The sequence below is a fragment of the Citrobacter freundii complex sp. 2025EL-00176 genome, assembly GCF_053309355.1.
Genome location: NZ_JBRYHT010000009.1, coordinates 96,171 through 119,815, shown reverse-complemented (window position 1 = coordinate 119,815; position 23,645 = coordinate 96,171). Strand labels below are relative to the sequence as shown.

The window sequence follows — 23,645 nt, the reverse complement described above, 5'->3', positions numbered from 1 at the left end:
TTTGTGCGCTGGCTGTTGGCAACCGGGGCCAGTCCTGCTAAAACGTTCGTTTGATATCATTTTCCCCAATTTTGAATGGCAGAGAATCATGAGTGACAGCCAGACGCTGGTGGTAAAACTTGGCACCAGTGTGTTAACGGGCGGATCGCGCCGCCTGAACCGCGCCCATATCGTAGAACTGGTTCGCCAGTGCGCGCAGCTCCATGCCGCAGGGCATCGTATTGTGATCGTTACCTCAGGCGCGATTGCCGCCGGTCGTGAGCATCTCGGTTACCCTGAGCTTCCGGCGACGATAGCCTCGAAACAGCTGTTGGCGGCGGTAGGGCAGAGCCGATTGATTCAACTGTGGGAACAGCTGTTCTCTATTTACGGTATCCATATCGGGCAGATGCTGCTGACGCGTGCGGATATGGAAGACAGAGAGCGCTTTCTTAATGCCCGCGATACCTTACGCGCGCTGCTGGACAACAACATCGTTCCTGTCATCAATGAGAATGACGCGGTGGCGACCGCCGAAATTAAAGTCGGCGATAATGACAATCTCTCGGCGCTGGCGGCGATTCTGGCCGGAGCCGATAAGCTGCTGCTGCTGACCGATCAGCAGGGACTGTTCACCGCCGATCCGCGTACCAATCCGCAGGCGGAGCTGATTAAAGACGTTCACGGTATTGATGATGCGCTGCGCGCCATTGCCGGCGACAGCGTTTCTGGCCTGGGAACGGGCGGGATGGGCACAAAATTGCAGGCCGCAGATGTCGCGTGCCGCGCCGGAATCGACACCATTATTGCCGCGGGCAGCAAGCCGGGCGTGATTGGCGATGTGATGGAAGGCGTTTCCGTTGGAACGCGTTTTCATGCTCAGGCCTCTCCGCTGGAAAACCGTAAACGCTGGATTTTCGGCGCGCCGCCTGCCGGTGAAATTACCGTCGATGAGGGGGCTACCGCTGCGATCCTGGAGCGCGGCAGTTCATTACTGCCAAAAGGCATTAAAAGCGTGACAGGCAACTTTTCTCGTGGTGAAGTGATTCGTATCTGCAATCTCGAAGGGCGCGATATCGCCCACGGCGTGACCCGCTATAACAGCGACGCGCTCCGCCGTATTGCCGGACACCACTCACAGCAGATTGACACCATCCTTGGCTATGAATACGGCCCGGTTGCTGTCCATCGCGACGACATGATTACCCGTTAAGGAACAGGCATATGCTGGAACAAATGGGCATTGCTGCCAAAGCTGCGTCATACAAGCTGGCGCTGCTCTCCAGCCGCGAAAAAAATCGCGTACTGGAAAAAATAGCCGATGAGCTGGAAGCGCAAATGGAAAGCATCCTTAGTGCTAATAAGCAGGATGTAGAACAGGCGCGTGAAAATGGTCTGAGCGAAGCGATGCTCGACCGCCTGGCGTTGACCCCTGCGCGCCTGAAAGCGATTGCTGACGATGTGCGTCAGGTGTGTAATCTTGCTGATCCGGTCGGGCAGGTGATTGACGGGGGACTGCTGGATAGCGGACTGCGCCTTGAGCGTCGTCGCGTCCCGCTGGGCGTGATTGGTGTGATTTATGAAGCGCGTCCTAACGTTACCGTTGATGTTGCCTCCCTGTGCCTGAAAACCGGTAATGCGGCGATCCTGCGCGGCGGGAAAGAGACTTACCGGACTAACGCCGCGACCGTGGCGGTGATCCAAAAGGCGCTGGAAGCCTGTGGTTTACCCGCAGCAGCGGTGCAGTCTATCGACAACCCGGATCGCGCGCTGGTCGCCGAAATGCTGCGTATGGATAAATACATCGATATGCTGATCCCGCGCGGTGGCGCGGGCCTGCACAAGCTGTGCCGTGAGCAGTCGACTATCCCGGTCATCACCGGCGGCATTGGCGTGTGTCATATTTATGTGGATGATTCTGCTGAAATCGCTCCGGCGCTGAAGATTATCGTTAACGCCAAAACTCAGCGTCCGAGCACCTGTAATACCGTGGAGACCCTGCTGGTGCATCAGGATATCGCTGAGCGTTTCCTGCCGGCGTTAAGTCAAAAGATGGCGGAAAGCGGTGTTACGTTGCACGGTGACGAAATCGTGATGCAGGTACTGCATGGCCCGGCCAAACTGGTGCCGCTGAAACCGGAAGAGCTGGATAACGAATTTCTGTCTCTGGATCTGAACGTTGTGGTGGTCGAAAATATGGATGGCGCTATCGCGCATATTCGCGAACACGGCACCCAGCATTCCGACGCTATCCTGACGCGCACGCTCAGCAACGCCAACCGTTTCGTGAATGAAGTTGATTCTTCTGCCGTGTACGTCAATGCTTCCACCCGTTTTACCGATGGTGCCCAGTTTGGACTGGGAGCTGAAGTGGCGGTGAGTACGCAAAAACTACACGCGCGTGGCCCAATGGGACTTGAAGCACTGACCACCTATAAGTGGATTGGCTTCGGCGACGACACGATTCGTGCGTAATTGAAATCGGGTGATGCAAAACAGGCGTTTAATTCGCAAAGCCATACAAGCATCACCCGGTTTGTTTTAACCTTCTTCGCCGTATCCGCGTTTGTTTTCAGCTCTGCGTTTTTAATCATCCGCAGCAGACCAGATTTACTTATATTCTCGTTTGCGCCAGAAAAGCGAACTATCACAGAATTTTGCCTGTCAGGCATGAATTTTCCTGGTCTGCGGTTCACGTATTGTTCCCAACGCCTGTTCTATTAGAATCAGTCTCATTTTTATGAGGAGTTGTGGCGTGAAATCGGATATTCACAAACTTAGTATTCCTGTTGTACCGCTCGGCAATCCGTTCCCACCCCGCCATTGTTCGCTGTGCCCAAAGGGATCGGCTATTGATCGTGATAATGAGCATAAGTTAATAGACAAAAGAAGGAAGTTTAAAGCAGGTGAGATTCTCGCTCGGCAGGATGAAACCGCAGAGATGCTTTTTGTGATTCATGAGGGGTATTGCAAGTCCAGCGTGGAATGTGGCGATAACGTTTTTATCACTCGCTTTTATGTTCCTGGGGATATCATGGCGCTGGATGCCGTCGAAGGGAGAACGTATCTGACCACCATCACAGCTGCAACGGCTGCGGAAGTTTGTCATATCGATATTGCCCGGCTGTTTAAGGTAGCAGAAAAAGATCCTTTAGTGGCTGCGACAGTCATCAAGTTTCTGTGCAGAGATAATGGGTTCATTGTTGAGAAATTGCGGCGTTATGCGAATAAACACGCCGAGGCCAGAATCGCCGCTTTTCTGGTTGAGTTTTATGAGATGCATTTGCGCATTGGCAGGCCGGAAACGACGCTTCGGTTGCCTTTTTCCAGGGAAGAAATTGCCAGTTATCTCGATCTTAAAATTGAAACTGTCAGCCGCTCATTAAAATCACTCGAACAACAAGATTTGATTACCTTACATCGGGTACGTACGGTAACACTTAATAGTTATCTTGGTTTGAAAAGCTTCATCTAATTATCTCTTTTATGCACATGATTTTTTCTGTTAATACCAGGAATATTCTTTTTATATGGAAAATTCCTGGTTTTACTTGTGTGAAATAATTATCAGTTCTGATACCATTTTTCTAAATTAGTGCTTTGTTTATAAGAATATTCCCCTTCAAACGAAAGTTTCATGAGAATTTTCTTGTTGAGATGAGAATTTAGCAAAATCGCAACAAATAATTAGCATTCCAGAGAGGATAAAGAGAGTTTGATTATCTTTATGTTTTGTAAGGATTTTGGTGAAGCTTTATTTGTATGACTTTTTTGATATTTATCAAAAACATAAAAAAGATGAATTGTTTGGTTCTATTCATTTGTGTGGGTAATAATTCTGAGTGAAGGCGTATTTTAAGTAAATGTCTCTTAGGAAACTTCTTAGGGGTCTTTTTTTGTGGGAAAATTCTTAGTCTTTTATAATTTCTGCGTTTCAGAGTTTGTTGAGATGTTACTTAATTCAAATGATAATTTTTTTGGCGCGGCAATTCTGGCTCGCAATAATGGAACCGCTGGAGTGACTTAATAATAAGACTCGGTGGTGAGTTTGTTCTTAGGAGAAGATAAAATGAAAAAATTATTATTAGTGACCTCTCTGGCTTCTGTATTTGTTGCGGCAAATGCAATGGCGGATGTTACTGCTTCTGCAACAGCCTCGTGGGATGCGACGGCAACAAAAGATACCTCCAGCATGTTGGTTGTCACCCCGCTGAATTCTTTAACCTTTCAGTATGCGGAAGGCCTGAATGGCTTCAATTCCCAGGATGGCGCATTTGATGTGACCATTCAAGGCCAGGAGACCGCCACTGATTTTGAACTGACTGCTCAGATTGTTAGCAATACCCTGACTAACGCCAGTGGCGATGCTTCTACCCTGAACGTCGGGGTGGCATGGAATGGCACCCCGCTGACTAATTCATCAGATACCGTCCTGGTCAACTCCAGCTCGACTTCTGGTCTTGAAAGCCTGATGGCTGATGGCGCTTATAATGGTGCTGCTCGTGTCAGCGATCAATCCAACTTCAAATTCACCATCGCGTCAGCGACTTCTGATGGTACCCAGGCAGTAACGGATTACTCTACGCTGCCGGACGGCTATTGGACTGGCGATGTAAAAGTACAGTTCAATGCAACCTGGACGACTCCGTCTGCCTAAGCAATAAAGATTCGGGAGAATATTTTCTCCCGAATTTATCAGGAATGGTGTCATGAAAAAATATTTACCGGCAGCAATGTTGGTAGGGTTAGTAACATCTTTTTCCGGTTGGGCAATTAATGTCGGTGATATCACGTCGATAATGACTTCAGCTGAGAGCTCATTATCGAAAGAAATTACCAATACGACAGATTCGGCACGTTATGTCAGTGTTTCGGTAAAACAATTGTCATCACCTTTGGCGGGTGGTATCGAAATAAAGCCAGTTAATTCCGGAGAGTTACTTTCTACACCTGCCAATCTTATTCTTCCTGGTCAGGCGAAGGATGTATTTCGCTTCTTTTACAAAGGACCTGCAGATGATATCGAGCGTTATTATCGTCTGCAATGGATTGATGAACCGGTCACCGAGAGCGCAGAAACCCGGGCCAATAAAATGGCTGTTGCGACAGCATCCGCTGAAATTGGCACTATTTTGGTGGTCGCTCCGCGCAAAGAGCGATTCGAATATAGCCGAAATGGCGACGTTATTACCAATACCGGCAATGTTTCGTTTCGTGTGATCGCCTATGGCACGTGTAAAGATAAGACCCGCGATCGGGGGCGAGGTTGTCGCGAGCGTTATTACATTATGCCGGGGACAAAAATAAAACTACAGTTTACCGACATTAGCAACAACCGTTCTCGCATCGGTATTTGGCATGGTAAGCAGTTTATTACAGTGAAGTGATGGTCAATAGCAGCCATCTGTACGGGATAAATAAAAATACCGGGATGTAAGGATGCATATGGCAAATATATATATTGTCGGCGGTAGCATTTGTCTTTTTCTTGCGCTGGCACCAGGCTTTTCACATGCAGCTCCCGTAAAAGTGGGCAATTACGTTATTCCCAGCGCTTTTGCCCGTTCACTGGAGCAGGGAATGACGGTGCCGGTATATATCCGCTACAACGAGACTGACGAGAAAAGTCAGCAGAAAATTGCCGATGCGGTTATTGCGCTTGTTGATGGCAATATTACCGTCAAAGCCCTGACGCTTGCTGAATTACCCAATAATGCGGTGCTCTCTGAGAAAACCCGCGCGATGGTGGAAAAGATTCGTGATGTGAAATTTCATGACAACACGAATATTGAACTGTCAGATGATGTGCGCCTGCAACTCAATGTCTCTTCATTCCACCTGGAGATGATCGTCAGCAAAGATGCGTTAACTGAAGCGATTGTCGCGCGAAGCAGTCTGCTTGGGCCTTCCAGCGTGGAGACGCTCTCCAACATCCTGAATTATAACTTTGGCACCTACTACAACGACTATCGTAACGGCAGTAGCACCCGCAGTTATCTGACGATGGACAATACAACATCGCTACGTGAACACCACATCAACATTAACGGTTCGTTTTACGGCATAGGCGACAGCAATGGCAGCAGTAAACTCTATCGGGCGATGTATGAGCGCGATTATGAAGGGTATCGACTGGCGTTGGGGATGCTTGACACATGGAATGTCCAGTCTATTGCCAGCCTGAATGCGCTGAATGGCGGTAAAATTTACGGCGTGAGCTATGGAAATAAAGGAAGTACGGTGGTTGAAAACACTGCGCTTTCGCTCACGCCGATCACCGTATTTTTACCGGCCGCTGGTGAAGTTCATGTATTTCGTGACGGGCGATTGCTCAGCGTGCAGAACTTTAATATGGGCAGCTATGAAATTGATACCAGTCGCTTTCCATATGGTGTTTATGACGTCACGGTTGATATTGTGGTCAATGGCCGGACGATTAATAGTCGTATCAGCCGGGTTAATAAAATCTTTGCCCGCCAGCAGGCTGCCGGTATTGATCAGCTCTCATGGCAGTTTTTTGGCGGTTCACTGGATTATGATCGGGTGAGCTATAAGCGTAACCACTATCAGGATTTGGGTAGCGAGCAGACATGGATTGCCGGAGGTGCGGCATCGGTAACGCTGGCGATATTGTCGGGGCTAGGTCTGAAGTCGACGATCTATGGTTTTGACAATAATACGGTCAATGAAACGGACGTCACACTCAATGTGAATGAATACGTCAGTATTGGCATTCAGACGCTGGTGGCGAACGATTCGTCATGGCGAAATATCAGTAACATTAATCTCAATGTGCCTGAGGGGTATGGATCTCTTTGGGCATCTCGTGAAGACAGTAAAATTGGCGATCGTTTGCCCATACAGGAGCGTGACAATTATTCCATTGGCGGCACGCTGAACCTCGGAAAGTTTATTCCTCATGGCGGTTCGCTCACCGTGAGCCAGACCGAGAATCGTTATTCCGGCAATAAATATCGCAACCTGGACTACAGCACGACCCTATATTCTGGCAGATATGCCTCGGTTGGACTGCGTGCTGGGATCCAGCGTTATTACTACAACAACCGAAATGACGATGGGCGACAGGAACGTTATGTCAGCCTGGATTTATCGTTGCCGTTGGCTTCCTGGTTGAGCATGGGGGTCTCCCGGGATCGCTATGGCAGCACTCAGGGGAATCTCAGCGCGCGCAAGCAATATGCTGAAGGCCCCATTAAATCAGTTGGCCTGGCGGCGTCAACCCGTCTGAGTGGTGAACAATATTACGACAACAATTATTCGATAAATGGCAATCTGAGTTATGACACGAAATATAACGCCGGTACCGTATCGGTAACGCGTTCCGCGGATAACTCCACCAATATGAACTTCTCTTCACAAGGCTCGCTGGCATGGGCTGGCAAAGACTTCGGTTTGAGTAAAGAGAGGCAACGGTCAGGTGTCATCGTGAAAACAGATTTGACCGGTGAGGGGAAACTGGCTGCGAAGATTAATAACCGTAATTATCTTCTCAGCGGTAAATCAAATTTCATTGCACTGCCGCCCTATGCGCAATACAAGCTGGAGATCCTCAATGATAAGAACTCTGAGGACAGCTTCGATATTGTTTCAGGACGCAAACAGGAATTGACGCTTTATCCGGGTAACGTTGGCGTTATTAACCCTGAAATTAAAAGCATGGTCACCGTGTTCGGGCGTATCCGCTACCCTGATGGGCAATTGGCTGCAAATACCGATATCCATAATCACATTGGTAAAACGCGCACGGATGACAAGGGTGAATTTGCTATCGATATTGATAAAAAGTATCCGGTCATCACATTAATTTCAGCCAATGGCAGCGTATGTGAAGCCGATCTCGATCTGGAAAAAGCACGCGGCGCGGCGTGGGTTGGTGAGGTGAAATGCGCAACGCAAACCACTATGGCACAGAGGTAATAAAATGAAAGTATTAATTAAATGGGCTATTTTAATCTGTGCCATGGGTAGCTTTACGCCTTTACCTGTTTTGGCTTTGAAAGCCTCCTCGTCCGGTTCTGTCAGCAATAATTATTTGTTTATTGAGAATGCGATAGATGGTGAATATTTTATTACCCCATCGGCACTTGATCCGCGCTTCAGCGGGTCAAACACGTGGATAAAATACGGTACCTCACAGGTCAGTCTAGGATATTTAGGTTTTGTGGGCTGGACTGCACCCGGAAAGTATTATCAGGATATGTGGATTGATAATTCCCCGATTAATGGGCCTTTCCGGGGAATACGTTGTTATAGCGGTACCCAGTGCCCATCGACCGGGTTTATTGCCGGGCAAGGAACTGACAATAATGGTTTTTATCATGCACAGGTGGGATCTGTCGCAGGTGTAGTTGGCGGAGCCTACGGATTCGCCTCTCTGACGGATACTGCCTATGAGTATTTTCGCAATGTGTCTACCGGTAGCAGCGAAACCTACGTATTCAACCGCTGTTATACGTCTGTAAATTATGATTATTCTTCCGGGCAGCGTTGCAAAGACCAGTCGACCGGATTATGGAATTACGTTAATTATACGTTGACCAAACGCGGGCATCTGTCGCTTGAATCGACTAATGCGTTTCAGGAACTTTGGGTTGCCAGCGACGGAACGCCGAGCATCACCAAGGACTCTGGTTATTGTGAGCTTGGCGTGGTGGGCGGCACAGACGGTGTGATTTGCAAGATGGTGAGTTATAACCTGCAACAAACGGCTAATCTGACCCCCTCTCTGACGTTTCGCGCTTATGTTGACACGGCGATGCTTGGTTTTACGCCCGGAGCGGCCACCGTGAGATACTCCGGGAATGGCTCAAACTGGTATAACTATGGTACTTCAACAGCGTATTACAACGTTTTCACCACGTCCGGGGAGTATATTTATATTTTTCTGTCGAAAGTATTTCTGAAAAATCTTGTCGATTCAGGAATCAGTATCACTAATAGTCAACCGTTTACTTTTGGTTTTTATAATGGCTTAACACCAGAGTCGGGATATTACCAATTTACACCTTCGCTGCAGCTTAACATTGTGCCGAAGGAGTATGGGATCAGTATTGTCTCTGCGAATAATACTACTTCTGCAAGCGGCAGCGGTACGATTGGCGATGCCGCTCCTATTGAGATGGATTACACCGTGACGGTCTCCGGACCCCGTCAGGCCGATAGCATTACCGCCCAGGTTATTGGGGATAGTACAACGATAAACAGTGTACCTTATTGTCTGTTTACCTCTGCACAAGGAGGGCTATCCGTTCCAATCCCCGCTTTTCTTCAATACAACAGTCAGTCGGGGGGCGTGGTGCAGAAACGGAATAGCTGTAGTGAAGCAGCCATCAGCATGAGCGATGCACAGTGGCAACAGACACCCTGGGACGCAAATAACAACGATGATGGAAGCTACTATGCCACTGATTTGAAACTGCTTTTCCCAATGAATGATTCACGTTCGATGCTTACTGTATCCGGTAGCGACTGGGAAGGGGTCGTCAGCGCCAGCGGAGAGATAAAAGTGACGGCGAATTGGGTGGGAGTCACGCCATGAATCGCTGCCATTTGGCACTTAGATGGGCATTTGTCTTTCTTTTTGGGCTGACTGCATGCTCTGCACAGGCTGTTTATCTGGAATCGACTATTTATGAGATGCCATCGGATAAATCGTTTATCAGTAAACGCATCTATAACGATAGCCAGAAACAGAATTTGTACAGTATTAGCGCAGTAAAAATTGATAAACCGGGGCCGGGAGGTGAAAACAGAAGCGCTATTGCCGAAGGCGAACTTTTATTTACACCACTGAATTTCTCACTGGCACCGCAGGCGAGCGAATTTTTTAAGATTTTCTACCGTGGTCCACAGGATGATAAGGAGCGTTATTATCGAATTCTGTTTCGCGAGATGCCGATAACGCTGTTTACCCAGCGTAATCAAGGGAAAGGCGGGGAGGCTCTTCCGGTTATCGCTATGGACACCATATTGGTTGTTCGTCCGAGAAAAATCAATCTGGCATACTCGATTGATGAGAGAAACGGGATACTAAAAAACACCGGGAATACTTTTTTTAAGGTTATCGTACACCGGGGCTGTCACTCTACAGATGATGAAGCCGTCATGCGTTATGTGTTACCGGGAGAAACCTGGCATAGTAGCGAATTAAAAACACAAAACAGAAAATTTATCGTTGCTTTGCAGAAATATTTACCCGTGGGGCAGGGATGTTTCAGACTCAATCGTTAGTATGTATCTTTAAAAAATACAGTCATAAGTTCAGAATAGATTAATTCTTTGCCATTCGTACACAATATACGTTATTTTAGAAGGGATTGTATGAAAGTGTAATTAATGATCAGGTTGAGTAAGATTCAACCAGGAAAAACTGAGGTATCTTGATATTACAGATTTACCGTGCGCCTATCGTCAAAAATAAAAATGATAATGTGCCTGATGATATTGCTGAGTTGCTCATGTTAAATCCGGTTTTGTTGTGGTGAAATGTGATCTATATCGCTGGAAAAAGTTATGGGATAAGAAATTTATGACGTTCGCTCATGGTTTTTTGGGTAATATAATTTTTTTAGTTACATATGTTGTCGTTTTTTGATTTTATGCTTTTATATTTCACCTTGCTGTGAAGGTGAGTGGATTTATTTGTTCTGCTTAGGGATTTGTAATATTCCTTTTTCAATATTTGAAATGGCCTTACTATTTAATGGGGATACTCATATGGACAGTTGTGATTATAAATTCCTAATCTGCGTGAGATGACTTATGGAAAAAGTTAACTCACGCGCCGTCTTATAATTATTGGAGGTTGAAGGTGTTGTACATGCTCTCGTGCATGAAACGAGGGGCCTGCTATGCCATAAATTAAAATTGGTGATAACTATGAATACGAAAAAGGTTTTTCTTCTCAGTTATGATATTTTCCTTTTCTCTGGCTTAAAAGCGTGTTTGCCAAATTTAGTACTGGTCGATGCACATACTTATATTTCTGGGGCGCAACCCGTCATACCACAATATCCATCCTGTGTGTTGGTTATTGATAATCGATTGCCATTATTTCTGGTCAGAAAATGGCTCCAGAGAAATAGTACACAGTTCATCAATATGAGCTGTATTGTTCTTCGGATGAGTGAAAACCAGTCCGTTAATCGGGGCTATGAAGAGTATGCATTTATTAACGGATGGGAACTATCAGAGAAGGTGATCTCTCAGTTAAAAGATTATTTATTGGCACCTGGTGAGATAGCCGAAATCACCAGAGGATCACCAATATTTACTTTTTATTTAACTGAGTTTGAGGAGGAAATGTTGTATGCTTCTTTCTCAAAAGAAAGATTGCACGATTTTTGTATTGCCAACTCGCTGACAATTAAGTCAGTATATCGTTATCGGGATAAAATTACCACCCGGCTCGGATTTTCTCATTTTAACGAAACTATCATTTTCTTAACTAAGAATAATTTCTTGCATGAAGACTGTTCAACGCTAAGAAATACAGCGGAGAATATCATTTATGGTGAGGCGTATGATGTTTCAGATGCCAGTCGATTGAGTATGGCAATAAGGAATGAAGAAATCATTCCTTATTTTCAACCCATCGTAAATACCAGTGGTGATGTTTGTGGTGTTGAGGTTTTGGCTCGTTGGCCACAGGGGCATAACTATGCCATTTCTCAGCGTGAGTTTATTCCGTTGGCAGAAAAAAGTGGGCTGATTAATGAGTTGACCAGCTATTTAATGACTGCCGTTGCGCGTGATTTCGTCGCCGGAGGTGCGGGAATCAATAACACTCTATTTGTCTCATTTAATGTCAGTCCATCAGGTTTAAGTAACCCTGTCTTTTATTGGGAATGCCTTAATTTTATGGAAATAACGCAAAAGCTACCCATAAAACTGATGATAGAAATAACTGAAAATCAGACGCTTACAATCACTCCAGCAATCAAAGAGCTTATTCGTTCATTACGGAAAAGAGGCGTTCTGTTTGCTTTAGACGATTTTGGGACCGGTTACGCTAACCTCTGCTATCTCAATGAGTTAGACCTGGATGTAATCAAGATTGATAAAACGTTTACTAAGGCTATTAAAGAGGTTGAGCAACATATTCCTATGCTTGAGTCAATTATTCATCTTTCCGGGCTTTTAGGGCTACGCATAGTCGCTGAGGGGGTTGAACATGACTTTCAGCAGCAATGGCTGGGAAAAAATAATGTTGACTACCTGCAAGGTTATCAATTTTTACCGCCAGTGACGTTTAATGATTTTGTCCGGTATTACAAGCAGTCTGTCAGAACTGTTTGGATCTGCAGCTGATTCTACTCTCGCAACCTGCATCCTTTCAGGCATGGCTTTTCACATGTAGGATAAAAGCCATAGCGCATGTGTGGCGGGGGGCACCTGGAGCCGCAACCCTATCTACCCTGGAATGCGCGGCTCCCGTTGGACTTTGTTTTCTACGTCAGCAGCCTCGCCGGGGTACTGGTTGCACCACTGTTTATGTTGATGGCAGCTATTAACGACACGATTCGTGCGTAATTGAATCCGGGTGCTGCAAAAATAGGCGTTTGATTCGCAAGGCCATTGACGCATCGCCCGGTTAGTTTTAACCTTCTACCCGTGCTCACATTCGTGGACATGTCCTTTTCAGGGCCGATATAGCTCAGTTGGTAGAGCAGCGCATTCGTAATGCGAAGGTCGGAGGTTCGACTCCTCTTATCGGCACCAGTAACCAAGCGGCTTCACGCGAAACTCAACAGATTTACAAACATGCCTTGTGCCATTTCCTGAGGCGCTGATAGCGGAACTACACAAGCTTGCTTGCCTTGGTGTGCCGCAAATCGTGGAAGCGGAAGTTTTCAATTCCTGCTCCTCTTAACGCCGCCCTCCACGCCGTGTTCGCGTCGTTCCTCATTTTCCTGACTTCTTTGATCCCGCTTCCATCGGGACGAACTGATGATTCAGTGTGAACAACTATGGGAAATATATTGAAAGTATGTTTGAGAAAGATAGTCGTTGAGCCGCAGGTTAACTAAAAGGAGTTGAACGGGGTATACGTTTTCTGCATGGAGAAATCGGTGTGCTGAAAATAATAGCATCCTCGGTAGCTGGACTAAATCTGTTTCCTAATAGTAATGATGAAAATGGTTAATAAATAGTTTTTTCAGATTGGGTAAATCCCCCAGTTTTTTACATAAAGAATAATGATAGTTATAGACGTTCTTCAATGAACAATTCAGAATAAAAGCGATGGTTCTGGCAGACTCTCCTGCGATCTGCTTACGTAATACAAAAATTTCATTTTCTGTTACGGAGGTAACGCCATTGAGCGCAATGTTTTCCCCGTTCAGAACACGCTCCAGATTGTGCAAGAAAGTCGTTATCCCTTCGCTCTCTACGGGAAGTAACGCGATGTCAGGATACCTGGCATACCAATATTGGGCGATCGGTTTCATGAAACGATCGATGACCAGCACGATGCGCATCCTCGTTTTTTTTAAACCCGCCATCCAGTCTTCATTAATAAAATACGCAATATTATCTCTACTGAAGTCAACAAACAGAACGCCTTCGGACAGTTTTGTATTTCTGTTTATAAGATGATAAATAGAATCAATGAAGAAGGGATTTGTCTCGGGCCAGACGCCAGTTTGTTTCGTGATATAGGGTTCGCTCTCGAACAGATTTACATCACCAACAGGGCAACGAGAACAACCGTCAGCGTTAAACATCTTCCTCGATACTGATGATGACACGATGAAACCTCTTTTAATCACTTCGCGATAGGGTTAATAAAGAACGCTTGAATAAACAGGTAACGTAGCTTCAGCTTCGCTACCTGCGTTAGAATCAGAGCTTTGTTAAAATCATGGGCACCGATAAACCGTACCGCTCAATGTCACATTGGTTTGCTGGCTTGAGCCTGAGCCACGATAGGTACTTCCGGTTTGTCCCGCCCTTTGCGTTAAAAGTACCACGACGTTCCCCCCCATTCTCCAGGCTTTATTTTTTAGGTCGTTACGGGCCCCCGTTTCCAGGTTGCTGTTTGATGTCCATCCACCCGTGAAAAAATTTCCCTGGCTACCGGTTACATCACCTAAATAGGTGCATGAGGCATCCGGTTCGTTATGTGTTACACGCACACCCTCAGCGCCGTGCTGTAGTGAATTAGCACTGCAAGCTGTTAGCATAAGAGAAGTTAGAAAAACTAATTTTTTTTTCATGTTAGCTCCTTAATAAATTTAGCTAAAAATAATCCAATATGCTGCTAAAATTGTCGGGTGTTGAGGCACATCGTACTGGTAATAAATTGTCCTACCCCGGGATTTTAAGGAGTATGGATCATAAGGATAATTTCATACAAAATTTAAATAAATTATAATGATTTTTCTATAAATATGAGACTCTATTTTTGGGTGTAGGAGTTCCTTGCCATAAACTGAGGCTTCTTTAATTATTAAAAACGGTACCCTACGCTTACGCCAAATGTGTTTGTATCAACGAAAAGTAACTTAGCTGTTTCCCAAGAAAGATCCAGGGAAAGATTAGCAAGTGGATTTAACATAAGACCTGCACCATAGGCAAAAGCATCTTCTGAAGAAGACTGATTATCATGGTTCTTGATCTTCATTCCTGCCATGCCTACATTTCCATATAAACTAACATAGTCATTAATTCGGTAGGTTGGTCCTATCATCAACGAACTATAACTAGTTGTGTTATCTCCATCTTTATGCAACTTTCCTGCATCCCAACTGTAATTTTGTACGTCATGACGAGTTGCGGTGAGAGAGGTCAAAATTCCCCAATCAGAATTAAACTCATAACGATATTTTAGATTGAGACCGTGAAGATCTTTACTTGCCGATTTGTTTAACGCGCTAAGATGTGTTTGGGCATAGCCAAGCGAGAGGGTGTGATTTCCCATCGCTAAGGCTAATGAGGGAAAAGTTAATAGTGCTGCCATAATCCATGACGAAAAAACACGCTGCATCTTAAGCTCCTTGTTGTTCATGAAAATATCAATGCTTATATAAGCAATGGCCGTAGAAGGATGATTGCGGCAGCAATATAACCAGAAAAGTTGAGTAATGTTATGAAAATGGTCTTACATAAATTTTACCGACAATTTCAGAAAAAAGTAAGACGTGGTAACTTATTGATATATATGAATTTATAATCGGAGTTGTTTTGTTCATTGCGCAGTGCATACGTTATATATTTGTCGATTTATGGAGTACAAGTAGGTGTTTTCACCGACCATAGTGACTCGTATTTCATTGGCGGCATCAGGATGCAAGAGTCGAAAATGTGCTAAAAAATCACCTGCTGTGTCAGTAGAAAATACTTTTACCGAATCGACATCAAATGTATAAATGCCAGGCCCCGGCATTTGTAGGTTCTTCATATACACATCGCGATACAACACTTTTTTTATCTGCTCTTTGGTGATGATGTCATATTGCAGAGTAATACGTTTGTTTTTGAAATCGAGGACGATATTGCCGTCAGCGAGGAAATTTCCAGGCAGGACTGACGTTACCGTTTTGGTGGTACATAAAAATGAATCGGTAACTAACAAGGGATTGCGCTGCTGGCGTGCCTGTAAAATCAGCAGCACAAAAGCGGCTGCGAGAATAAGCAGCGTAACGCTCCTTAATACCGTTCTTTGATAGTGATGCATTTGGGCTCCGAAACATTCAGTTGATTCAAACACTGAACAAAAATATTGGTGTTAGGAACGCGAATATAATAAATAAAATTGCCGTTTTGTTTATAGACTTGCTGACTCAGTTCGGAAAAAGCCCCCACCGCGTCATCGAGAGAACGATTATCTTCAGTAACACCATAAAAGGTATATCCGTTATAGGTTCCCAGCTCAGAAAAATAGTCTGGATGGCGTTTGCTATATATATAAATCACCACCAGCAGGAACAGCGTTGCGCAGATTAAAAATAACCATTCTTTCCAGTTCGAAACTGGCTGCGAGGATTTATTGGGGGCAGACAAGGATTCTGCAACTGGCGCAACAATATCGCTGGCTCTATTTTGCGTTGCGGGTGTTGATTCTTCAGGCAGTGGTTCGATTGCTATCGAGAGCGTCACGCCAACCTTAGGGCGCGTTAATATCGCAGAAGCGGGAAGGCCGATTTTTTCGAACGAACCGCGTAATTGATTGATTAATTTGTAATAGCTGGCACTGGAAACCACCACACCTTTTCGCCCCCACACCCAGGCAATTAGATCGTCTTTTTTAAAGAGCCCCTGATGAAAAGCAAGGAGCAAATTGCATTCGGATTCAGAAATTTTTAAGCTTTCGCGATCGCATGATAAGGTCATCCGCTCGCAATCAAGAATGACTTTCTTATCAATTAGGTACTTCTTTTTACTCATAGGGCCTTCTGCTAAGAATGAGTCGTTCTGGTTAAACCATTATGTTACCTCAGTGACTACCGATCTATTGAAAGGTTTTTACTTTTAATCCTTTCATTTTGCTCATTGGCATGCGTATCAAGCCAGGTCGTAAAATCAGATGAACTCATTGGCTTTGCATAAAGATAGCCCTGTATAAAACCTACATGGTGATCGAGGATATAGCATAGCTGATGTTCTGAGCTGACGCCTTCCGCGACGATATTAAGCCCCAGCTTTTGACTCAGCATAATAATGGTATCCAGAATAGGCACGTCGCTGCCGCTGGTATCAACCGTATTGACAAAAGAACGATCGATTTTCAGGTAATCAACCGGAAGCTGTTGGAGGTAAGAAAGCGAGCAGTAGCCGGTACCAAAATCGTCAATCGCTATCAGTACCCCTTTTTCACGCAACTGTATGAGCTTATCTGACACTAAAGCCGGTTGGATAATGAGGCTGCGTTCGGTGAGTTCCAGCATGAGGCGCAGTTTCCCTAAGCTTGTGAGTAGCGACTCTACATCGGCAATAAAACTCTCATGCATCAAATGTTCAGGTGAAATATTTACGCTAATATAAAAATCTTCGGCAACCTGCCACCGTCTGACATCCCGTGCGATGAGTTCAAATAAGTGACGCGAAAGCGGAACAATCATGCCTTCGTTTTCTGCTGCGGTGATGAAGATGTCGGGTGTAATAGAACGCCCATCCGGAAGGGGCCAGCGCATTAATGCCTCCACGCCGCCACAATTACCGCGGCTGACGTTAAAAACAGGTTGATAATGCACAGTGAACTGCCCATGTTTCATACCGCGGGTGATTTCTCGGGCCATGGATAGCCGTTTCTGGGCCCAGTGCCGGTAAAGAAAAAGGGTCATAAATGAGAAGCAAAGCGAGATAGGGATGAAGATAAGTAGAGATTTCATCCACAGAGCCGTCAATGTCGTGAGAGGCGCGCCGACGGCAAGCGAAATCTTTCCGTCAGCGGTGGCGAAATGCTGGGTCATCACTATTCTGTCACGCTGCGCTGGTTGGCTGATAATCGTATCACCTTCGCCAAACCGCAGGCTGAATAAGGCGGCTCTTTCCTCTGCCAGGACATCCATCAATTCCTGAATATATCGAGAGTCGACGATGACAAACGCTGCTTTATCCGCCGTCACCTGCTCCGTGTAAACCACTGCGGGTCTGCCTGGTCCTCCGGCCATCAAGCCGAATGAGCGGACCCATCTGGCAGGTAACGGCGTCGGGAGCGTTTTACCTGGCGGCAGAGGAAAAGGGTGCGCCTGCTCCCGGGTAACAAAGGAACAGAGCAGATTGCCGTTTTCCACCAGACCAATATCGCGGATATAAGGGGTAAAGGCACGGGTACGATTAAGCTCCGACAGCATTTCAGTACAGGGCCTGTCCGCTATTTTTACGGTTTTCGCAGTGACCCGCCATGAGGCGGTTGACACATCGTTACTGAAACGTAATAAGGTATTCGCACTTAGTGCGACATCCTGTTTAAACTGCAGCACGCAGACCAGCAATGCTAATACAATCATCATGACCAGCGGCACCAGCACTGAATAAATCACAAAAGATAGCTTTAGTTTCACTGGGCTTTGCCTCTCACTCATGAATGGAACTGCGGTTTTGTATCCATGGCCGTAACACTCATTATGCTTTAGCGCTGCCACTCGTTGTGCAGAAATTATAGATCTGCCGGTTTAGGGAAAAAAGATAGGCTCTCTGACCGATTTTGTTTATCGTCAGCTCATTCACTGTTGCCGGTTGCAGGATACGCAGCCAGGAAAACATATCGCCTGTCGTATCAGAATTAAATCTGTGCACCGCTTTAACCCGAAAGGTGTAGGTTTTCATGCCGCTGCGGTTAACTGGAGTGATTGCGACATCCTGAAAGAATAACCGCTGCTCCCGCTGTTGATCCTGCACGGCATAATGCATGGCAATTCGGTTCGACTTCAGGTCCAGCACCAAAGTTCCGTTCAGCATGAGCTCTCTCGGCTTTATATAAATATTTGATTTGGCAGTGCAAATAAGATTACGCACTTCTTCCGTATCGCGCCTGGCTCCATGATATATCTGCGTTACCAGGATGATAAATCCACAGAGCAGACCGCACAGGATGATTAGTAACGTTCTTTGATGGTAATGCATTTAGGTACCGCCGTTTCAACAGGATTCAGACACTGCAAAAAAAGATTCATGTTCGGCTCCCGAAGGTAATAAAGATAATGTCCGTTCTGGCGACATAGTGGCAGCGTCAGGGTTTTATAAGCCGAAACCACCTCCTTAAATGTCACTTTATCGTTAGCCATCTTAAAGAAGATGTACCCATCCTCATTGCCAAGTATCCTGAAGCTGCTGTTGTGTTTATTTTGCGCTGGCGCATGCTGAAATTGCATCGCACTTCCCGTTAACAGCAGCAGTATAATGGTCAGGACGAGAAGGCGTATTTTCACTGCAATCTTTTTAACGTCCGTAATGTGAGCCTGTTGACTCTCTTTTTCGCGTGCGGCATCTCCGAGGTTTTCGCATGCTGGCGTAGGTTCTTTTTCGATTGGATCTAACGCCAATGATAACGTGACGCCAATTCGGGGCCGTGTAACAATATCTGCTGCATTCAGGCCAACAAGATCAAAGTTATTTCGCATCAGGTTAATGAGCTTGTAATAACTTGATTCGGAAACACAACCCGCACGGTTCTTCCAGACAAAATTAATAATATCTTCTTTTTTATATATCCCGCGATAGAACGCAAGGAGTAAATTTGTCTCCGATTCTGAAATTTTAATGATTTTAACGCCGTTGGTTAATGTCATTCTGGCGCTATCAAATATCACCTTTTTATCTATTAGTAACGATTTCTCATCCATGTCAAACCCGATCTTTCATACATTTCTCTGTCGCTTTGTATATTAACATGAAGCGGAGGGATTTCATCCCGCTTTGGAACTTCAGTTTTTTGTTATGACATTTGTGTTGAAGGTTAATTTCATTTTAAATCATGTGGTTATTTGTGCTTTATGAATTTTCCTTACCTGGATTTGAATTTATGAATTTCAGTGCGTCAGGTGAGTAAGAAAAATGTAAGGATTATTCAGCGTGTGAGGAAGCTCTTTTCCAAAATTGATTTCTAAGATTAGCCCTAAAACATGATAGCGCCGTTGGGTTATAACGTCAGTGGCTATGCACCTTGTGACAGCGGGCGCGCAATAAAAATCGCCCAGCGAGATGCTATTTTGTTTTTCCTCAACCAAAGGACGTTTGCTTTATCTGTGTTATTCGCAGAGCGAGTAGCGTTAGTTGAAAGTAAATAGCAATCAAGGAATAAACGACCATGTGCAAGAAAACTACTCTGGCTTTGCTCACAGCCTCACTTTTTATTTCTACCAGCACGTTTGCGATGTCCAATAATACCATTACCTTTCGCGGTGAAGTGTCCGATGAAACCTGTTCTGTCGCGATTAACGGTAATCAGGCAAAACCGGTAATTATTCTGCCGACGGTGAGTGCCAAAGAACTGGCGAAAGGCGGAAATACCGCAGGTCAGGTGACATTTGATATTGGTCTCACTGGTTGTACGAGTAATGCTGATAGACCGACCAAAATCTCTACCGTCTTTGTCGGTAACCAGGTGACCAGCAACGGTAATCTTGGAAATACCGGGGACGCCGCCAATGTTGAAGTCCAAATTCTCGATACGGCTGAGAAAGTTATCAACCTGACCAACGGCTTCAAAGGTGAAGGCGATCTGCAGTTGAAGCCGGGAGAGACGGAAGCCAGCGCCACCTATACCGCGCAATATTACGCCAACGGCGCGGCATCGGCTGGTACGGTCGAAGCCACTCTCCAGTACGCCGTTTCCTACCTGTAAAAACGCTTCGAGGTCCGGTGCTTGCCGTCGGACCCTTTTGATAGCAATGGAGTTGTTGCAATGAAAAAGGATGCTACCCGTTCAGGGCTGCGCTATCTGATGGTGCTGCTAGTCCTGCTCCTTCCCTTTGCCACGTCATGGGCCAGCGTCACTATTGTAGGCAGTCGGATTATCTATCCGTCGACCGTACCCTCTGTCGATGTACAGCTAAAAAATAACGATGACTTTCCCTACATCGTACAAACCTGGTTTGACGATGGCGATATGCGTATTGGGCCAGAGAACGCGAGCGGCATTCCTTTTATCGCTACGCCGCCGGTATTTCGTATCCAGCCAAAAGCAGGGCAGGTGGTGCGCGTGGTGTACAGCCAGAGTAAAGCGTTACCGCACGATCGTGAATCTGTCTTCTGGTTCAACGCGTTGCAGGTACCGCCGGCCAATATTGGCGGCCGTCAGCAGAATAAAGTGCTGGTGATGTTACGCACGCGGATCAAACTTTTTTACCGGCCGGAAGGGATTGGTTCACCGGGCAATCTGGCTAAAAAGCTGCACGTCGCCGTGGTGCGTAATGGCCGAAAAGGTGCCGGTATTGTCATCAGCAATCCGCAGCCCTGGTATGCATCCCTCAGCAATCTGAGCGTGACGGCAAGTGGTGTATCACGTCAGCTCAATGTCGAAATGATTCCACCTTTCTCCAGCCGTACTTTCTGGATACCTGGGAAATTCAGCGCCAACTCGCTTAACGGTACCGTCATCGTGACGTTGGTTAACGACCAGGGAGCAAGGATAAGCGAGCGTTATCATGTCGCCGAAGGTTAAATTCTGTCGCAAAAATATCTTCGTTATCTTAGCCGTAGCCTGCACCGGTCAGGCATTTGGCGAAGAGTACTATTTTGATCCTTCTCTGCTGCAGGGGACGGCTTACGGGCAAGGTATGGCGAGCGTTAACGGTCCCGGTACGCCCGCCGGAGAGTATCTGGTTGACGTTATGGTCAATGGCTCGCTGCTAAAATCCGGCGTAAAGCTCCGCTTTAATCCAGTCAATGGCGGACAACGCACGGAGCCTTGCCTTCCGTTCTCGCTGATGCAGGCCGCTTCGGTAAAATCGCTCCCGGACAAAGCACCGCCAAATAGCTGTCGTCCGCTAAGAGAATGGGTATCCCGAGGCGAATGGCAATTTGATAGCGCGACGCTACAGCTCAGGCTTACGCTGCCGATGAGCGAGTTGATGCACAGGCCGCACGGCTATCTTCCGCCTTCGCAATGGGACAGCGGTGCATTGGCTCTGTTTTTACGCCATAACACCAACTGGACCCACACTGACAACACCAGCCAGCACTTCCGCTACCAGTATTTGTGGAGCGGTATCAACATTGGCAGCAACATCGGACTGTGGCAGCTCCGCCATCAGGGTAATCTGCGCTATGCCGACAGCAATCAGAGCGGAAGCGACTGGCATTACAATCGCGTACGCAGCTGGGTGCAGCGACCACTCGCCGCAATCGACAGCATCCTGACGTTTGGCGATAACTACACTGACTCCAGTTTATTCGGCAGCTTGTCGTTTAATGGTATGAAACTCGCCACGGATGAACGCATGTGGCCGCAGGGCAAACGCGGCTATGCGCCAGAGGTGCGCGGCGTGGCGGCAAGCAGCGCACGGGTGATCGTCAAACAGTTGGGTAAAGTTATCTATGAAACCCATGTTCCGCCCGGACCGTTCTCTATTGATGATCTTTACAACACCCGCTATCAGGGGGATTTGCAGGTTGACGTGATTGAGGCTAACGGAAAAGTATCGCGTTTTACCGTACCTTATTCTGCGGTTCCCGATTCGGTGCGACCTGGCAACTGGCACTACTCTTTTGCTCTTGGCAAGGTTCGCCAATATTACCGCATCGACAACCGCTTTCTTGAGGGGACGCTTCAGCACGGGGTGAATAATAACCTCACTCTTAACCTCGGATCGCGGCTGGCGCATGATTATCAGGCCTGGCTGGTCGGCGGTGTATGGGCGACCCGCTTTGGTGCATTTGGTATGAATGCCACCTGGTCTGGCGCGCGAGTGGAGCATAATGATCGCCAGCAGGGCTGGCGTACGGAACTGAGCTATAGCAAGACTTTTTCCACTGGTACTAATCTGGTGCTGGCGGCCTATCGCTACTCAACCGGTGGATTCCGCGATTTGGAGGATGTATTTGGCGTACGCCGACAGGAGCAAAACGGCATTGATTACTACTCCGACACGCTGCATGAACGTCAACGCCTTTCTGCGACCGTCAGCCAGCCCTTAGGCCATTCGGGTACGCTCAATCTCAGCGCCAGTACCGCGGATTACTACCATAACCAGTCGCGGATCACGCAGCTGCAGCTGGGCTATAGCAACCAGTGGCGAAAAGTGAGTTATGGAGTCAACCTCGCCAGGCAGCGTTCTACCTGGGACTATGGCCGCTTCTACCGCAGCGTTAACGAACCGCAGGATCTGAGCCAGCGGCAAAAATATACCGAGACGACGCTGTCGTTTACTCTCTCCATTCCATTTGACTGGGGCGACAGCCCGACATCCGTAGCGATGAACTATAACCAGTCTCGCGCAAATCACTCTTCAACCCTGTCGATGACCGGGACTCGTGGCGAGCAGAGCGAGCTCTCCTGGTCTGTCTATGGCGGCTATGATCGCTATCGCCATGGCGATGAAGGGACATCGACGACTTTCGGCGGTAATTTCCAGCAAAACACCCGTTTTGGCGCGCTGCGTGCGGGCTACGACCAGGGAAAGGACTATCGTCAGGTGGCGCTGGGTTCCTCCGGGACCCTGGTGCTGCATTCCGGTGGCGTGACGCTCGGTCCTTACGCCAGCGACACGTTTGCATTAATTCACGCCGATGGCGCGCAGGGCGCAGTAGTGCAGAACGGTCAGGGAGCGGTTATCGACAGTTCCGGTTACGCCATTTTACCTGCGCTATCTCCGTATCGTCGCAACAACGTCTCTCTCGATACTCGCCAGATGCGCAGCGATGCTGAACTGACGGGGGGAAGCCAACAAGTTGTTCCCTACGCCGGCGCGATCGCGCGGGTGAACTTCTCCACGATTACCGGCAAAGCGGTGCTTATCGCGGTGAAAATGGCTGATGGCGGTATTCCGCCGATGGGGGCCGAGGTCATTAACAGCGAAGGGGCCGTCATTGGGATGGTCGGGCAGGGGGGGCAGGTTTATGCCCGTATCAGCACGCCTTCAGGCTCATTGCTGGTGCGTTGGGGAAAAGGGACCGATCGACGTTGCCATGTGCCCTACCAGTTCGATCTGCATTCGCCTGAAAACGTGATTTATCTTACTACGACCTGCGAGAGGGAATAG

The 23,645-nt window shown here is 47.0% G+C and carries 19 protein-coding genes, 1 tRNA gene and 2 pseudogenes; 13 read left to right on the top strand and 9 right to left on the bottom strand.

The features are described 5' to 3' along the window. Positions 1-88: 88 nt before the first annotated feature. The 10 genes and pseudogenes from proB to ACVXHP_RS17215 all read left to right on the top strand — a co-directional run bounded on the left by proB (position 89) and on the right by ACVXHP_RS17215 (position 12,720). Positions 89-1,192, top strand: coding sequence for a glutamate 5-kinase (proB, locus tag ACVXHP_RS17260; RefSeq protein WP_003031373.1), 1,104 nt, complete (start codon positions 89-91; stop codon positions 1,190-1,192). Positions 1,193-1,203: 11 nt separating this feature from the next. After that, complete coding sequence (gene proA, locus ACVXHP_RS17255) at positions 1,204-2,454, top strand: glutamate-5-semialdehyde dehydrogenase (protein WP_061383056.1); 1,251 nt, start codon at positions 1,204-1,206, stop codon at positions 2,452-2,454. 280 nt (positions 2,455-2,734) lie between these two features. After that, positions 2,735-3,454, top strand: coding sequence for a Crp/Fnr family transcriptional regulator (locus tag ACVXHP_RS17250; protein WP_447571894.1), 720 nt, complete (start codon positions 2,735-2,737; stop codon positions 3,452-3,454). A 594-nt stretch (positions 3,455-4,048) separates the two neighbouring features. Beyond that, the gene (gene ecpA, locus ACVXHP_RS17245) at positions 4,049-4,636 is read left to right on the top strand and encodes a common pilus major fimbrillin subunit EcpA (RefSeq protein ID WP_447571893.1); all 588 of its coding nucleotides are present in this window, start codon (positions 4,049-4,051) and stop codon (positions 4,634-4,636) included. Positions 4,637-4,688: 52 nt separating this feature from the next. Next, complete coding sequence (locus ACVXHP_RS17240; protein WP_447571892.1) at positions 4,689-5,366, top strand: EcpB family pilus assembly chaperone; 678 nt, start codon at positions 4,689-4,691, stop codon at positions 5,364-5,366. 58 nt (positions 5,367-5,424) lie between these two features. Next, a complete protein-coding gene (locus ACVXHP_RS17235; protein WP_447571891.1) occupies positions 5,425-7,917 on the top strand; it encodes a CS1-pili formation C-terminal domain-containing protein in 2,493 nt (830 codons plus the stop codon). A gap of 4 nt (positions 7,918-7,921) precedes the next feature. After that, complete coding sequence (locus tag ACVXHP_RS17230; RefSeq protein ID WP_447571890.1) at positions 7,922-9,538, top strand: fimbrial protein; 1,617 nt, start codon at positions 7,922-7,924, stop codon at positions 9,536-9,538. Further along, positions 9,535-10,230: a molecular chaperone gene (locus ACVXHP_RS17225; protein ID WP_447571889.1), complete on the top strand. Its 696-nt coding sequence runs from the start codon at positions 9,535-9,537 to the stop codon at positions 10,228-10,230. The genes ACVXHP_RS17230 and ACVXHP_RS17225 overlap by 4 nt, the downstream gene beginning before the upstream one ends. A gap of 648 nt (positions 10,231-10,878) precedes the next feature. After that, positions 10,879-12,358 (top strand): annotated as a pseudogene (locus ACVXHP_RS17220) (EAL domain-containing protein). 286 nt (positions 12,359-12,644) lie between these two features. Further along, a tRNA-Thr gene (locus ACVXHP_RS17215) sits at positions 12,645-12,720 on the top strand. An 82-nt stretch (positions 12,721-12,802) separates the two neighbouring features. Here ACVXHP_RS17215 and ACVXHP_RS17210 read toward each other — a convergent pair. The 9 genes and pseudogenes from ACVXHP_RS17210 to ACVXHP_RS17170 form a co-directional block, all read right to left on the bottom strand. Next, a pseudogene (locus ACVXHP_RS17210) lies at positions 12,803-13,003 on the bottom strand (tyrosine-type recombinase/integrase); the annotation flags it as partial. A 115-nt stretch (positions 13,004-13,118) separates the two neighbouring features. Further along, positions 13,119-13,724 carry a helix-turn-helix transcriptional regulator gene (locus ACVXHP_RS17205; RefSeq protein WP_447571888.1) on the bottom strand — a complete coding sequence of 202 codons (606 nt, stop codon included), beginning with the start codon at positions 13,722-13,724 and terminating at the stop codon, positions 13,119-13,121. Between the two features lie 135 nt (positions 13,725-13,859). Then, positions 13,860-14,216: a DUF4156 domain-containing protein gene (locus ACVXHP_RS17200; protein ID WP_200007972.1), complete on the bottom strand. Its 357-nt coding sequence runs from the start codon at positions 14,214-14,216 to the stop codon at positions 13,860-13,862. Between the two features lie 233 nt (positions 14,217-14,449). Continuing rightward, positions 14,450-14,986, bottom strand: a complete 537-nt coding sequence (locus tag ACVXHP_RS17195; protein ID WP_447571887.1) for an Ail/Lom family outer membrane beta-barrel protein — start codon at positions 14,984-14,986, stop codon at positions 14,450-14,452. A gap of 201 nt (positions 14,987-15,187) precedes the next feature. Further along, the gene (locus ACVXHP_RS17190; protein WP_447571886.1) at positions 15,188-15,676 is read right to left on the bottom strand and encodes a hypothetical protein; all 489 of its coding nucleotides are present in this window, start codon (positions 15,674-15,676) and stop codon (positions 15,188-15,190) included. Next, positions 15,649-16,386, bottom strand: coding sequence for a winged helix-turn-helix domain-containing protein (locus tag ACVXHP_RS17185; protein WP_316128451.1), 738 nt, complete (start codon positions 16,384-16,386; stop codon positions 15,649-15,651). The genes ACVXHP_RS17190 and ACVXHP_RS17185 overlap by 28 nt, the downstream gene beginning before the upstream one ends. A 56-nt stretch (positions 16,387-16,442) precedes the next feature. Next, positions 16,443-18,005, bottom strand: a complete 1,563-nt coding sequence (locus tag ACVXHP_RS17180; RefSeq protein WP_447571885.1) for an EAL domain-containing protein — start codon at positions 18,003-18,005, stop codon at positions 16,443-16,445. Positions 18,006-18,066: 61 nt separating this feature from the next. Beyond that, positions 18,067-18,402, bottom strand: a complete 336-nt coding sequence (locus ACVXHP_RS17175) for a hypothetical protein (protein WP_447571884.1) — start codon at positions 18,400-18,402, stop codon at positions 18,067-18,069. Positions 18,403-18,539: 137 nt separating this feature from the next. Continuing rightward, a complete protein-coding gene (locus ACVXHP_RS17170) occupies positions 18,540-19,286 on the bottom strand; it encodes a winged helix-turn-helix domain-containing protein (protein ID WP_447571883.1) in 747 nt (248 codons plus the stop codon). A gap of 464 nt (positions 19,287-19,750) precedes the next feature. Between ACVXHP_RS17170 and ACVXHP_RS17165 the strand changes: the two genes are divergently transcribed. The 3 genes from ACVXHP_RS17165 to ACVXHP_RS17155 are packed head-to-tail and all read left to right on the top strand — an operon-like array spanning position 19,751 to position 23,645. After that, complete coding sequence (locus tag ACVXHP_RS17165; protein WP_200007958.1) at positions 19,751-20,287, top strand: fimbrial protein; 537 nt, start codon at positions 19,751-19,753, stop codon at positions 20,285-20,287. 60 nt (positions 20,288-20,347) lie between these two features. Then, complete coding sequence (locus ACVXHP_RS17160; RefSeq protein ID WP_200007956.1) at positions 20,348-21,106, top strand: fimbria/pilus periplasmic chaperone; 759 nt, start codon at positions 20,348-20,350, stop codon at positions 21,104-21,106. Beyond that, positions 21,090-23,645: a fimbrial outer membrane usher protein gene (locus ACVXHP_RS17155; RefSeq protein WP_447571882.1), complete on the top strand. Its 2,556-nt coding sequence runs from the start codon at positions 21,090-21,092 to the stop codon at positions 23,643-23,645. Before ACVXHP_RS17160 ends, ACVXHP_RS17155 begins: the two co-directional genes overlap by 17 nt.

Bases quoted from the DNA above. Each gene is read 5' to 3' on its own strand.
- ACVXHP_RS17175 (WP_447571884.1), bottom strand. From the start codon at position 18,402: ATGCTGAACGGAACTTTGGTGCTGGACCTGAAGTCGAACCGAATTGCC.
- ACVXHP_RS17170 (WP_447571883.1), bottom strand. From the start codon at position 19,286: ATGGATGAGAAATCGTTACTAATAGATAAAAAGGTGATATTTGATAGC.
- ACVXHP_RS17225 (WP_447571889.1), top strand. From the start codon at position 9,535: ATGAATCGCTGCCATTTGGCACTTAGATGGGCATTTGTCTTTCTTTTT.
- ACVXHP_RS17160 (WP_200007956.1), top strand. From the start codon at position 20,348: ATGAAAAAGGATGCTACCCGTTCAGGGCTGCGCTATCTGATGGTGCTG.
- ACVXHP_RS17195 (WP_447571887.1), bottom strand. From the start codon at position 14,986: ATGCAGCGTGTTTTTTCGTCATGGATTATGGCAGCACTATTAACTTTT.
- ACVXHP_RS17165 (WP_200007958.1), top strand. From the start codon at position 19,751: ATGTGCAAGAAAACTACTCTGGCTTTGCTCACAGCCTCACTTTTTATT.
- ACVXHP_RS17185 (WP_316128451.1), bottom strand. From the start codon at position 16,386: ATGAGTAAAAAGAAGTACCTAATTGATAAGAAAGTCATTCTTGATTGC.
- ACVXHP_RS17230 (WP_447571890.1), top strand. From the start codon at position 7,922: ATGAAAGTATTAATTAAATGGGCTATTTTAATCTGTGCCATGGGTAGC.
- ACVXHP_RS17155 (WP_447571882.1), top strand. From the start codon at position 21,090: ATGTCGCCGAAGGTTAAATTCTGTCGCAAAAATATCTTCGTTATCTTA.
- ACVXHP_RS17240 (WP_447571892.1), top strand. From the start codon at position 4,689: ATGAAAAAATATTTACCGGCAGCAATGTTGGTAGGGTTAGTAACATCT.
- ACVXHP_RS17190 (WP_447571886.1), bottom strand. From the start codon at position 15,676: ATGCATCACTATCAAAGAACGGTATTAAGGAGCGTTACGCTGCTTATT.
- proB (WP_003031373.1), top strand. From the start codon at position 89: ATGAGTGACAGCCAGACGCTGGTGGTAAAACTTGGCACCAGTGTGTTA.
- proA (WP_061383056.1), top strand. From the start codon at position 1,204: ATGCTGGAACAAATGGGCATTGCTGCCAAAGCTGCGTCATACAAGCTG.
- ecpA (WP_447571893.1), top strand. From the start codon at position 4,049: ATGAAAAAATTATTATTAGTGACCTCTCTGGCTTCTGTATTTGTTGCG.
- ACVXHP_RS17235 (WP_447571891.1), top strand. From the start codon at position 5,425: ATGGCAAATATATATATTGTCGGCGGTAGCATTTGTCTTTTTCTTGCG.
- ACVXHP_RS17200 (WP_200007972.1), bottom strand. From the start codon at position 14,216: ATGAAAAAAAAATTAGTTTTTCTAACTTCTCTTATGCTAACAGCTTGC.
- ACVXHP_RS17205 (WP_447571888.1), bottom strand. From the start codon at position 13,724: ATGTTTAACGCTGACGGTTGTTCTCGTTGCCCTGTTGGTGATGTAAAT.